The 12,344-nt window shown below is 62.4% G+C and carries 12 protein-coding genes; 3 read left to right on the top strand and 9 right to left on the bottom strand.

What is annotated here, in order from left to right; all coding sequences use genetic code 11:
* The 3 genes from Y708_RS28380 to Y708_RS27515 all read right to left on the bottom strand — a co-directional run.
* A partial coding sequence (locus tag Y708_RS28380; RefSeq protein WP_035776084.1) for a molybdopterin cofactor-binding domain-containing protein occupies positions 1–1,640 on the bottom strand: 1,640 nt, incomplete at its 3' end.
* Positions 1,637–3,139, bottom strand: a complete 1,503-nt coding sequence (locus tag Y708_RS0111365) for a xanthine dehydrogenase small subunit (protein ID WP_028280030.1) — start codon at positions 3,137–3,139, stop codon at positions 1,637–1,639. The genes Y708_RS28380 and Y708_RS0111365, both read right to left, overlap by 4 nt.
* A gap of 123 nt (positions 3,140–3,262) precedes the next feature.
* Positions 3,263–3,685 carry a DUF7793 family protein gene (locus Y708_RS27515; RefSeq protein ID WP_051478924.1) on the bottom strand — a complete coding sequence of 141 codons (423 nt, stop codon included), beginning with the start codon at positions 3,683–3,685 and terminating at the stop codon, positions 3,263–3,265.
* A 172-nt stretch (positions 3,686–3,857) separates the two neighbouring features.
* Here Y708_RS27515 and Y708_RS0111355 point away from each other — a divergent pair, with 172 nt between their 5' ends.
* Positions 3,858–4,931 (top strand): alkene reductase, encoded by a 1,074-nt coding sequence (locus tag Y708_RS0111355; protein ID WP_028280029.1) that lies wholly within the window; start codon positions 3,858–3,860, stop codon positions 4,929–4,931.
* Here the strand turns inward: Y708_RS0111355 and Y708_RS0111350 are convergent, their stop codons facing one another.
* A complete protein-coding gene (locus Y708_RS0111350; protein WP_253905785.1) occupies positions 4,932–5,630 on the bottom strand; it encodes a potassium channel family protein in 699 nt (232 codons plus the stop codon). It lies immediately after the preceding gene.
* Positions 5,623–7,044 (bottom strand): TrkH family potassium uptake protein, encoded by a 1,422-nt coding sequence (locus Y708_RS0111345; protein ID WP_343212966.1) that lies wholly within the window; start codon positions 7,042–7,044, stop codon positions 5,623–5,625. The genes Y708_RS0111350 and Y708_RS0111345 overlap by 8 nt, the downstream gene beginning before the upstream one ends.
* Positions 7,045–7,247: 203 nt before the next feature.
* Here Y708_RS0111345 and Y708_RS0111340 point away from each other — a divergent pair, with 203 nt between their 5' ends.
* A complete protein-coding gene (locus Y708_RS0111340) occupies positions 7,248–8,546 on the top strand; it encodes a cation:proton antiporter (protein ID WP_028280026.1) in 1,299 nt (432 codons plus the stop codon).
* A gap of 29 nt (positions 8,547–8,575) precedes the next feature.
* Here the strand turns inward: Y708_RS0111340 and Y708_RS0111335 are convergent, their stop codons facing one another.
* Both Y708_RS0111335 and Y708_RS0111330 read right to left on the bottom strand, forming a co-directional pair.
* Positions 8,576–8,986 carry a DUF6069 family protein gene (locus Y708_RS0111335; protein WP_051478923.1) on the bottom strand — a complete coding sequence of 137 codons (411 nt, stop codon included), beginning with the start codon at positions 8,984–8,986 and terminating at the stop codon, positions 8,576–8,578.
* Between the two features lie 82 nt (positions 8,987–9,068).
* Positions 9,069–9,500, bottom strand: a complete 432-nt coding sequence (locus Y708_RS0111330; protein ID WP_028280024.1) for a MarR family winged helix-turn-helix transcriptional regulator — start codon at positions 9,498–9,500, stop codon at positions 9,069–9,071.
* Between the two features lie 181 nt (positions 9,501–9,681).
* Between Y708_RS0111330 and Y708_RS24470 the strand changes: the two genes are divergently transcribed.
* The gene (locus Y708_RS24470) at positions 9,682–10,452 is read left to right on the top strand and encodes a hypothetical protein (protein ID WP_051478922.1); all 771 of its coding nucleotides are present in this window, start codon (positions 9,682–9,684) and stop codon (positions 10,450–10,452) included.
* 11 nt (positions 10,453–10,463) lie between these two features.
* On the opposite strand, the gene Y708_RS0111320 is transcribed toward Y708_RS24470, so the two are convergent.
* Both Y708_RS0111320 and Y708_RS24465 read right to left on the bottom strand, forming a co-directional pair.
* Positions 10,464–11,681, bottom strand: a complete 1,218-nt coding sequence (locus Y708_RS0111320) for a hypothetical protein (RefSeq protein ID WP_028280023.1) — start codon at positions 11,679–11,681, stop codon at positions 10,464–10,466.
* A 68-nt stretch (positions 11,682–11,749) separates the two neighbouring features.
* On the bottom strand, positions 11,750–12,344 hold a 595-nt coding region (locus Y708_RS24465), incomplete at its 5' end, for a hypothetical protein (protein ID WP_216699780.1).

Here is a 12,344-nt window from a genome sequence, read left to right as displayed (position 1 = left end):
CGGGCAGCAACCTCCGCGAGCCGGGAGCTGATCTGTTCGCACGCGTTCTTGATCGCCCCGCCGTTGAGGTCGGCGCCGGAACTGGCGGCCGTGGCGGAGGTGTTGGGCACCTTGTCGGTCCGGGTTGGCGCCAGCCGCACAAAGGACAACGGAACCCCCAGCGCAGTCGCGGCAACCTGACGCATCTTGGTGTGAAGGCCCTGCCCCATCTCCGTGCCGCCGTGGTTGATCAGTACAGATCCGTCCTTATATATATGGACAAGCGCTCCGGCCTGGTTGAACGCCGTGAGATTGAAGGAAATACCGAACTTCACCGGCGTCATTCCGAGGGCGCGTTTCACATGCGGGTGCGCGGCGTTGAACGCCGCGATGTCCACTTTCCGCCGAGCAACGTCCGCACGCGAGGCGAGAGAATCCCAGACTGCATGCAGCCGCTCAGCATGCCGCACCGGCTGCCCATACGGAGTGCTCTGGCCGGGAACATACAGATTACGACGGCGCAGCTCACCCGGATCGAGGTCAAGCAGCGGTGCGCAGCGGCCCAGCAGATCCTCTATCACCAGCATGCCCTGCGGTCCACCGAACCCCCGGAACGCCGTTTGCGATGTCTTGTTGGTCTTGGCGATCCGTCCGTGGACTTCGATGTTGGGAATGTAGTAGGAGTTGTCTATATGGCAGAGCGCCCTGGCCAGCACCGGTTCGGAGAGATCCAGGCTCCAGCCGCCGTCGCTGGTCAAGGTGGCGGTGAGCGCCTGGAGGCGGCCGTCGTCGTCGAACCCTGCCTCCCAGCGCGCATGGAACGGATGCCGCTTGCCGGACATGGTGATGTCCTGGGTGCGGTTGAGGCGTAGGCGGACCGGTCGGCCGGTCAGGGCGGCGCCCAGGGCTGCGATCGCCGCGAAACCGTGCGGCTGCATCTCCTTGCCGCCAAATGCTCCACCCATGCGCAGGCATTGAACTGTGACCTCATGATTGTTCAGTCCCAGAACATGCGCCACGATTTCCTGGGTCTCCGACGGATGCTGGGTACTGCTCTGGATGAACACCTGCCCACCCTCGTCAATCTGCGCGAAGGAGGCGTGCGTTTCCAGGTAGAAGTGCTCCTGCCCGCCAAACTCAATCTCGCCGCTGAACCGGTGGGCTGCATTGTTCAGGGCTTCGGCAGCGTCTCCCCGGGCCAGCGTTGGCCGGTTGCCCTGAAAGCTCCCCGCTTCAATGGCTTCGGTGAGGGTGATAAGGGACGGGAGGGTTTCATAGCCGACCACGACGGCGGCCGCTCCCAGGCGCGCCGCCTCCAGGGTTTCGCCCAGCACCCAGCACACGGCGTGGCCGTAGAACATGACTTCATCGGGGAAGAGCGGCTCGTCGTGTTTGATGCCGGCGTCGTTGACCCCGGGAACATCAGCTGCGGTAAGAACGCGAACCACACCGGGGATTTCCAGCGCCGGTGTGGTGCGCAGCTCGGTGATCCTTGCATGGGCGTGCGGTGCCTGAACCGGCCAGGCGTGCAGCACATTCTGGCTTCGGACAATGAGGTCATCGGTGTACAGGGCGGTTCCCGTCACATGGAGCGCCGCGCTCTCGTGGGAAACAGGCACTCCCACTACGGGATTGACCGGGCGGTCAGCCAGTGATTTCATGACGCCACCTCCAAAGCGGTCTGGGTCTGCGCATAAAATCTGAGGACAGCCTGCCTGAGCATCGCCGAACGGTACAGTGCGCTGGCGCGCATGTCGTCGATGGGAGTTCCCTCGGTGGCCATCATGGCAGCTGCCGCGGCGGCGGTTTTCGCTGTCCACGGTTGGCCGGCGAGCACCTCTTCGGTCCGCGATGCGCGGATAGGGGTGGCTGCCACGCCGCCGAGGCCAATCCGCACGGAGCTGATCAGGCCTCCGTCCATCTGCATGGCAAACGCGGCGGAAACGCTGGAAATGTCATCGAAGCGCCGCTTGGCAATCTTGTGGAACGCGGTGATTTCGGCCAGAGGGAGCGGAATCCGCACCGCACGAAGCAGCTCGCCCGGCGCCTTGACGCTTTGACGGTAGCCGGTGAAGTAATCGGCGAGCGCTACCTCACGCTCGCCTTGAGCGGATGCCAGAACGACGACGGCGTCAAGCGCGAGCAAGGCGGGGGCCGAGTCGCCGATCGGCGAACCGGTGGCAAGGTTGCCGCCAAAAGTCGCGGCATTGCGAATCAGGCGCGAGGCGAACTGGGGGAAGAGTTGATCCAGCAGCGGAATCCTGCCGGCGAGCTCCCGCTCCACCTCGGAGAGGGTGAGGGCCGCGCCGATCTGGATGCCGCCGTCGTCGTCCTTAAGTTCCCGCAGTTCCTCGAGCCTGTCGATGGCCAGAACCAACGATGGTCTCGAATGTCGCAGGTTGACCTCAACGCCGGAGTCCGTAGCGCCGGCCACCAGCTTGGCCTCAGGTTCCTCAGCGAGCCGCCCGAGCAGTTCCTCCAGCGTGGCCGGGCGCTCAAACCGCGCGCCACCTTTGACTGCCCGGGTGTGCCGGGCCGGTGGAGCGGGACTGTCCTGGCGCTGCAGCAGTGGGTCGGCTTGTACTGGAGTATTCAGTGCGTAGGCAGCATCGCGGATGGGACGGTAGCCGGTGCACCGGCAGAGATTACCGCTCAGGGCATGGAGGTCAAAGCCGTTGGGGCCGCACTCATGATCGGCGGCATGGTCTTCGCCCACTACACCGGTTCCGGTCTGCGAAGCATCGCCCCCGGAGGCGTTCCGCTCCGGCCGATAGTACTCGGCCGCCATCGAGCAGACAAAGCCGGGAGTGCAGTATCCGCATTGCGAGCCACCACGGTCCGCCATCTCCCGCTGAACCGGATGCAGGTCTTCAACGGCGCATGCGCCCGGTGCGCTACCGAGCCCTTCTGCGGTGACAATCTCCTGGCCGTCAAACGCCATAGCGGGAGGCAGGCAAGCGTTGACCGACGTCCAGCGGCTGCGGCCTGGGCCATCGGGGCGGGCGACCATGATGGCGCAGGCTCCGCACTCCCCCTCTGCGCAGCCTTCCTTTGATCCCGTCAGTCCTTCATCCCGCAGCCAATCCAGCAACCGCACATGCGGACCGGCGCCGTCGACGTCCCGGATCTTTCCATTGACAGTGACCTTGATGTCGCCCATGATTCACGCTCCCGTACAACCGGACCGACGCGCCAACCAAACTGTGTGACCGGCTCGGGACGGTACCGCGGGCCTGCCAACTTGTTCGTTACGTAGTTTCGGTGTGATTAAGGGTACACCCAATCATTGGAAAATAGTTTCCGCATTGTGGAGATTCGCATCAGGCTGAAATCCACCCAGCCATTCGAGCGCGTCCGCTTCAGAGGTGAAGAAGGAGGCCGGGTAGACGGCGTTATACGCAAACGCGGAGGTGACTTCATCCACCGGGCCCGCCCCCAGCAGCGCGGCGGCCGTGAAGCCCTCGGCTCCGTTGAGGATGCGCCGCGCTTCGCTGCTCACGGCAACCGATGTCATCTCAACCAGAATTCTCAAGGGCCCGGACGAAAGTGAGAGAGCGGCATCCACTGCCGACTGCGCAAAATCCGGAGTGATGATGGTGTCCGTCTGCCATCGAACGTGCAGGATCCCGTCGCTGCGGAGAATTAGAGTGGCATTCCCATCCGCAGCGGAGACGGACTGAGTTGATGTAGTGCAGGTGTACCCCATGAAGTTTTCCCCTAGGACGTGCAGCGAGACCGGTGCTGTTCAGCGTAGCCGGTGCGCTCGTCCTTGCCTATAGCTTTAAGCTTCAACCTGTGATCCGCGTCTCAATTGGAATAGCTGCCCCTGTTGCTCTGGTTGCCCAAGGGAACCCTGTTTTCCCTGAAAGGTACCGCACATGCTGTTTTCCCCCGTGACCATTGGTGAGCTGAAATTGCCCAACCGCCTCGTAATGGCCCCACTGACGCGATGCCGTTCCGGCGAGCAGGGTATCCCCGGGTCCGTTGTGGTGGAGCATTACCGGCAGCGGGCCACCCTCGGCCTGATCGTCAGCGAAGGAACCTACCCCAGCCACGCCGGCCAGGGTTTCCCCGGCCAGCCCGGCCTGGTCACGAAGGAGCAGCTTGCTGGCTGGGCCAATGTCACCGCGGCAGTCCATGCAGAGGGCGGGCGCATCTTTGCGCAGGTGATGCACGCAGGCCGGGTCACCCACGAGGACACCAACGGCGGGCACACCGTGGTGGGGCCCAGCGCAATCGCCATTGACGGCGAAACCCGCACTTATCAGGGCAAGCGGCCCTACCCGGTACCGCATGCGCTGACTGACGCAGAGCTTACCGACGTTGTGCAGGAGTTTGTTCAGGGCTCGCTCAACGCAGTAAGTGCAGGGTTCGACGGCGTGGAACTGCACTCCGCCAACGGCTACCTATTGCACGAATTTCTATCTCCCGCCGCGAACCAGCGCGACGATAGCTACGGGGGCAGCCCGGAGAACAGAATCCGCTTCGTGGCGGATGTTGTCAACGCCGTGGCGCAGGCTGTTGGGCCCGAGCGTGTTGGGCTCCGCATTTCACCGGAACACAACATCCAGGACGCCACTGAACTGGACCGGGAAGACCTCCGGCAGACTTACGCTCTGCTGGCTGAAGCCATCGCTCCGCTGGGCCTTGCCTACCTCAGTGTTCTACACAACGATCCCAAGGGATCTCTGGTGCAGGAGCTGCGGCAGCGCTTCAACGGCACTTTTTTGGTCAACACCGGCTTTGGGCTGCTCACCACACGGGAAGAGGCGATTTCCCTGGTTGCCGACGGGCACGCTGACGCGGTGGTGGTGGGTCGCCCCGCAATTGCCAACCCGGACCTGCTGCGCCGCTGGCAGGAAAACCTTCCGCTGAATGAACCAAATCCGGCGACCTTCTACAGCAGCGGCGCCGAGGGTTACACGGACTACCCCGTCTACGAGTCCGCTTAGCTAGATGAGGGTGCTGAACGCTTCGGCTTTGGCGGTGGGGCCCGCCACGATGATTTCGTCGTCGTTGTAGAGGGTTGTTTGCGCGGTGGTGTAGTCCCACTCGCCGCGATTCCGTTTCACTGCCACGACGGTCACCCCGTACTTGGCCCGGATCTTGGTGTTACCTAGTTCCCTGTCCCAGGTTTCCCTGGGTGGGCGGGTTTTGACCATGGCAAAGTTGTCCTCGAATTCGACGTAGTCCAGCATGGCGCCGCGGACCAGATGGGCAACCCGCTTACCCATGTCGTGTTCCGGACGGATGACCTGTTTGACCCCAAGCTGCCGCAGAATCTGGGCGTGCGCATCACTGACCGCCTTGGCCCACAGAGTCGGCTTTTCGAACCGCAGCAGGATGGACGTGGTGAGGATGCTCGCTTCAAGGTCACTGCCAATTCCGACAACTACGCGGTCAAACTCGTGAACTGACAGCTGGCGCAGGGCGTCTTCCCTGGTGGAGTCGGCGCGCACCACATGGGTGAGTAAACCGTTGAAGGACTGGACCACATCCTCGTTGTGGTCGATCCCCAGCACCTCGGTTCCGGCGTCGGCCAGTTCACGGGCCAGCGCGCCGCCAAACCTGCCGAGGCCGATCACGGCCACCGAGTCGGCTTCCGCAATGCGGTCCGTGCTCTTGGGGGAGAAAATGTTTGTCCTAGCCAATGAGTGGCCTTTCCTTGGGGTATTCATAGAGGATCGGTTTGGAGCGCAGGGCCAGCGCGGAGGCCAGTGTGATGGGGCCGAGTCTGCCGATAAACATCACAATGACCAACAGGACCTGTCCGATCGGCGGTAGCTGCGCCGTGATTCCGGTGGACAGCCCCACAGTGCCGAAGGCTGACACCACTTCGAACAGCAGTCGGTCCAGGCCAAAGTCGGTGATGAGCATCAGGAACATGGTGGAGGAAACCACCAGTGCGACGGCGAGCAGGACAATGGTGATTGCCTGGCGGTGAACCGCCCGCGACAGCCGCTTGCCAAAAATATTGACTGCTGCGCCGCCACGGATCTCCGTGTAGAGGATGAAGAACAGTACTGCGAAGGTGGTTACTTTCAGGCCACCCGCCGTGCCGGCCGGCCCTCCTCCGATGAACATCAACACGTCCATGCCCAGCCAGGTCACCGGATGCAGCTCGGCAAAGTCCACACTGTTGAATCCGGCCGTTCTGGTCATGACCGACTGGAAGAATCCGGCATGGATCTTCTCCAGTGGGCTCATAGGTCCCAGGGTTCCCGGGTTGGACCATTCAACGGCCGTAACAAAAAGCCCGCCACCGAGGAGCAGCACCCCTGTTGCGCTGAGCACAAGCCTGGTGTTCATGGACCAGTGCAGCGGCTTGCGGAATTCGCGTCTGAGTTCGAAGAGCACCGGGAAGCCCACGCCGCCCACAATAACCGCCAGGGCAATGGGAACGCAGATCCACGGATCGCCCACAAACTGCATCAGGCTGTCGCTGAACAGCGCGAATCCGGCGTTGTTGAACGCGGAGACGGAGTGGAAGATGCCCAGCCACAGGCCGTCGGCCAGCGAATAGCCGTAGCCCACCATAAACCGGACTACAAGAACGACGGCGGTGGCCGCCTCCACCAGAAGGCTCACCTTGAAGACGCCGATCAACACCCGGCGCACGTCTCCAAAACCAGCGTTTTTACTTTCCGTGGCAGCGGAAATACGGGACTTTAACCCGAGCCGCCGCGCCAGCAGCACCCCGAGGAGGGAGGCGAAGGACATAATGCCAAAACCTCCCACCTGGATCAGTGCCAGAATGATGCCGTGCCCCAACGGCGTCCAGTACACCGGAGTATCCACAATGATCAGTCCGGTGACGCAGACCGCGGAGGTGGCGGTGAACAGCGCTTCAAGAAACGTGGCTCCTCCAGCCCCGGCTTTTGCCACCGGCAGCATCAAAAGCGCTGTACCGGCAAGAATGGCGCCGGCAAATCCCAGCGCAATGATTTGAGCGGGATGCCGCGGCGCCAAGATTGCCCTCAGGAAGGCCGCTGCGCTTCCAAACAGTGATGCGGCAGCTCCCATGACGTTCCTGATCCTCGCATTGCGGGTTGGAACAACCTTCACCGGCTGTAATCCTCACATCATCGGTACGGCACCGCTTCGAGGAGCGGCACACAACAAATCAACCAGATGACTGTATAGCTGGGCATCACCGAAGTCCACACGCCGGGTCTCACCTCCAACAGATTTTCCAAACCGGACAGCGCACCTGTTTGGAGGATCGCAGTGTTGTATACAAAACCGGCTGCGGCGCACGGAGCGCCCGGGTGATTGATCCGCCCGGGATTGTCTTCTCGATTCTCGGGTTCACGGCCCTGGCAGCCGCATTGCTGCCCCGGCTGCTGGGCCGCGCCCCGGTGTCCATGCCCATGGTCTTTCTCTCCGCAGGGTTTCTTGCCTTCCACTTCCTCGGAGACCTCCCCACGCCTGACCCGCTGATGCAGGGGGCTTTCACCCTGCACTTGACTGAGGTCTGCGTGATCATCTCCTTGATGGGCGCGGGCCTGGCGCTGAACCGTTCCGTGGGCTGGAGGCGGTGGTCCAGCACGTGGCGGCTGCTGGCGATCACCATGCCCCTGACGATCGTCGCTGTCGCTTTTCTTGGCTGGTCCATGCTGGGTCTGAGCGTGGGAGCTTCCATACTGCTGGCGGCTGCGTTGGCGCCCACCGATCCTGTTCTCGCGACCGAGGTTCAGGTGGGCAAACCAGCGGAGGACCCTCAACAGTCCGATGAAGATGAAGCCCGGTTTGCGCTGACCTCCGAAGCCGGCCTCAACGACGGGCTGGCTTTCCCCTTCATCTACGCAGCGATCGCCATCAGCATGGTCGGAGCGGCACCGGCCGGATGGCTCCCGCAATGGTTACTTCTGGATGTACTTTGGCGTATTGGTTCCGGCGTCCTGATCGGGCTCGCCGTGGGGTGGCTGCTGGGAAAACTGTTCTTCTCCGTCCCGTCCAAGCGGCTGCGTCTCGCCGAGCATGCCGAAGGCTTTGTGGCACTGGCAGCGACCTTCCTGGCCTACGGCGTTGCAGAACTGATCGAGGGCTACGGTTTCCTCGCTGTCTTTGTCTGCGCCTGCACAATCCGCGCCGCAGAGCGCCGCCACGGCTATCACGGCGTGCTGCACAGTTTCGTCGAACAAATCGAGCGCCTCTTGACCGTACTGATCCTTGTGTTGCTGGGCGGGGCGATCGCGCGGGGTCTGCTCTCGGATATCGGCTGGCAGGAAATCATGCTGGTTGCACTGTTCCTGCTCGTGATCAGGCCGCTCGCCGGGTGGGCAGGACTGGCCAAGGGGAAGACCGGACCGCGCGAACGCGTGGTCATCGCCGGCTTCGGTGTGCGCGGCATCGGCACACTTTTCTACATCGCCTACGCTCTCGAGGAAGGGTCCTTCTCCGAGGGTCAGCAGCTCTGGGCGGTGGCCGGCCTAGCCGTTGCCGCGTCCATCTTCCTTCACGGGATCGCTGCAACTCCCGTTATGTCCTTGCTGGACAGACGCAGCCGGGAGGAAGCGGCCAAGCGCACCGGTAATCCGGACGACGCGCCGAATACAGCCGTTTAGCCACCCGCCACATACTCGGCACCGGCCGGTTAGGCCGCGTTCGCCGGTCGCAGTGCAGGTTGAGAGCGCGGGAGCCCTGTTATGAGCACAGCGGCAACCACCAAATGCATGATTCCAAGGGTAATTTTGGTGCCCACCGAGGCCTCTCCGAGGAGCGGTCCACCGAGGGACAGCAAGAGAACGACGACGGCAACCCCCGTCCACACTTTCGACCCGTTCCGCAGGAGACGCGTCAGAAGGAGCAGCAGCCCCCACGCGCCGAGGCCTGCGATCACGGAAGTCAGCACGACCGCGGCCGGGGTGACCGGCGTGACCTGCGGCCCGAACCGCACCTCAAGATCGACACCAAGAGCAACTACTGCGATGATCCATACGATCAGCGCGCCCAGGACCGCTGCCGAGATCCATCCGAATGGCTTGAGAATTCCCGTTCTCACCATGAACTCCTCTCACTTAGTTAGACACCTAAGTAATAGGTTAGGCGCCTAACTAAGTGAGTTCAAGACCTATTCGAAACCAAACCTAGGAGCGAGTCAGGCCCTCTGCAAGATCGTTCAGGGCATCGATCAGTGGGTCGAGTTCCGTTCGCCTAAGACCAGCGACGGTTTCCTCTGCCAAGGCCAGCCAGACGGCTTCCAGTTCGGAAACGGCAGCCCGGCCCTTGTCCGTCAGTTCCACCACCATCGCGCGCCGGTCGCATGGCGACGGTGATCGTTCAACCAACCCGTTGGCCTCCATTTTCTGGACGGCAGAGGTAATTGTTGGCGGTTCGCAGCAGGCCGCCTCCGCCAGCTGCGCCTGAGTTCGGGAACCCCGCCTGGACAGTTCCACAATGAGCATCTCCTGCCCGAGTGACAGCCCAATCTCCGCAAGCTTGGCGCCGGCGAGGGTCCGGTGGCGCATTCCAATGGTCCGAATCGCGGCGTTAATTGCAGCTGCCTGCGTGTGGTCCAAGAGCACCTCCTGATGATTTGGTTAGACGCCTAACCAAAGGTCTGTTTACTATAGATGACGCAAATGATTTCAGAATCGGTTTGTCGTCAGCTTCTGCCCTCTCATTTTCATCTCATACATTGTTTCTACACTTTGTGAGGAGGCTGTTCGATTGGCAGCTCAGATTTGAGGGGGCTGACCGATGGGACTGTTTCAGCAGGAGAAACCCGCCGCCGCCCAGGATCCGGACGCAGCCGCTCAGCCGTGGCGGCGCATCGGCCTGCTGAAGTCGGCTGGCATCCTCTTGATACCCGTGCTGGTCCTGAGCGTGGTCAGTGGTGTCCTGTTCTTCGCTTTGGATGCCGCCAGTCCGGAATCCTTCGATGACATTCACTTCTGGTTCTACTTCTTCGATGTGGGCCGTGAGATCAATGTGCCCACCTGGTTCAGCTCGGGAATGTGGATTGTTGCCGGAGGTATTGCTGGCTACTATGCCCGCCAGGCGTCGCAGTTCCGTCTCTCCTGGTGGCTGTTTGCGACGGTCTGTGTGGTCTTTTCCATCGACGAGATGCTCGAGCTTCATGAGCGGCTCGACGTCATCGGGCATGAACTCTCCGAACTCCTGCCGTTCAACCTGGGCTTTGTCTGGGTCATCCCCGGAGCAATCCTGGCCCTCACCGTTGTACTGCTGCTCCTACGATTGGTGCTCTCCCTCCCGAACGGTGTGCGGAACGGCCTGTTGGCCGCCGGGGTTGTTTTTGTTGGTGGCGGTCTGGGCTTCGAAACCCTTGCCGGCCTGGCGCTGGCTGAGAACGGCCTGGCTCCCCAGTTCTTCATGCTGACCCTGACCGAGGAGACCCTGGAAATGATAGGGATCGCACTCTGCATGGCCGCGCTGGTCCATCTTATCGAATACAGGAGGGCGGACGGAGGCACCACATACCGCCTGGCGGAGCGGGCACCGCGACGGTGAAGACGGCCGGGCTAACCGACCGGCAAAACGACCAACTCGTGCTCGTAGTCAGGCGGATAGACAACCTGAAGGTTGAATTTATCTTCGAACGCCATGGCAACGCACGCGATGACCACGGGCGGCACCCGGAAATGCGTGTCTAGGTCAACGATGCCAAGTCCGGCCCATCTTGTGAGCCGGCTGTGCACCAGACGGGCCAGGAGCTGCACCATCAGCTCTTCGCCCTCCGGGGCGTGCGCTGGGGAGATCAGGAATCTTTCCACCTGGGTTGGGTTTCCCGCAGCCCCGGCAAGCAGGATGCCCAGGGTCAGGCCGGCCGACTCCCCTGCCCACTGCTCGTCAGGATCACCGCCGAGCACACCCAGGCGCAGGAATTCGCTGACAAAGAACCGGCATTCCTCAAGCTGCTCGTCGGCGCTACCGTCCAGGAACGGCACTCGGCCTTCAAACGGGACACCTTTGGTGGAGAGGACATCGATCATTTCAGTTTCTACGAGGGTTGCCCAGATGTGATGGAGCACCTCTACTTGGCGCATGGATTGGACCAGCACCGTTCCCTCCGCCAGTTCGTCGACGTTCCGTTTACGGACACCCTTCGCGGCCACTCCAACGCAGGCGGCTGCCGCTTCGATGTCCTTAAGCCGCAGTACCCCGGTGCCTGTAACCGGCCGTCCCTCTCCAATCCAGGTCAATAGCGCCCGGGCCCTCTGGATCAGCGGCAGGGCCCGGAACAGGGCAAGCTCCTCCTGCTTGCTCAGGGCGGGAACGTTGATGGTTGCGCCCGGGTCATCGGCGCCGCCACGAGTGAGGATGGAATGGACGCCGTCGTACTCTTCCTCGGTGCCGGTCCAGCGGCCGGTGTCATGGAGGAAGTCCACGTAGAGGTGGAACATGTCCAGAACCTCGGCAACCTCCTCTTCACCCCCAACATCCACAAGCTGTAATGCCACCGCCGCCAGTGCATCCGGCTTGAATGCAGTGGCAACGCCCGTGGCCGTGGCCTCGAAGTAGGCGGTGATCAGAGCCTTGCTCACGTTGAGGCAGTCCAGAGCTTCCTCGGCCGGCCCGAAGTCTGCTTCGAACCACGTGATGAAGTCATGGGCAATCGAGTCCACGGCCCGTTCGGCCCGAAAACGGGTCAGCGAGGTTGCCTGCTGCGCCGATCCTCCATTGCTGCCGTGCTTGCTGCGCGATGCGCTACGAGCGTTCTTCTTGTTCTTCTTTGCCATCCCGGGGCTCCTCTCCTGGATCTCCTCACAGCACGCTACCCGTCTGCGGCCCCACCAATCCAGAAGACCTACTCAAGGCAGTATTTTCCAAGCGGGTTGAGCCTGACCGCAAGGAGCCCGTCATATCGGCTCAGGAACGGTAGCCAGTCGCCACCCCAGTGTTCCCGGAAGTCGGAGCGCGCACCTTCAGGTTCCGTATACCGGATATCGATCAGGCCCAGGGTGGCGGCGTATTCGAAGAGGAGTGCCAGCACGTACCTGCCCTGCAGTAGTTCCCAGTCGTAGGCGCCGTCGTACCCAAAACTTCCATACTGCGGGTCCTCAAGGTAGAGCTTCCACAGCCCCCGCCCGCTCCGGTGTACCGTCGGGTCCATGCCCTCCTTCTGCATGCGTGCGAAGAGGTGATCCACGTCAACCCACTCTCCGAGCGGAAGAAGCCAGAGACCGCTGGCCGCCAACTGACGGCGCGGAACCAGCCCGCTGAGCGCGTTCGCCGAGCGCTGGCCCTTGATCGCCTCGACCCGGCTGAACTCGTCAATAATCCCGTTCTTGAGCCACCGCTGCCATAGCAGTTTCAGCACATCAGCGGGTGGCTTCTTCACGGCTGCCCGGCCGCGCGCGGTCAGTTGCAGGCGGCTGCCGTCCGCCATGCCGCCGGCCTGC

Origin of the sequence: Arthrobacter sp. H5 (assembly GCF_000520595.1) — a bacterium.
GTDB lineage: Bacteria > Actinomycetota > Actinomycetes > Actinomycetales > Micrococcaceae > Arthrobacter_D.
This window is presented reverse-complemented; position numbering and strand designations above follow the sequence as displayed.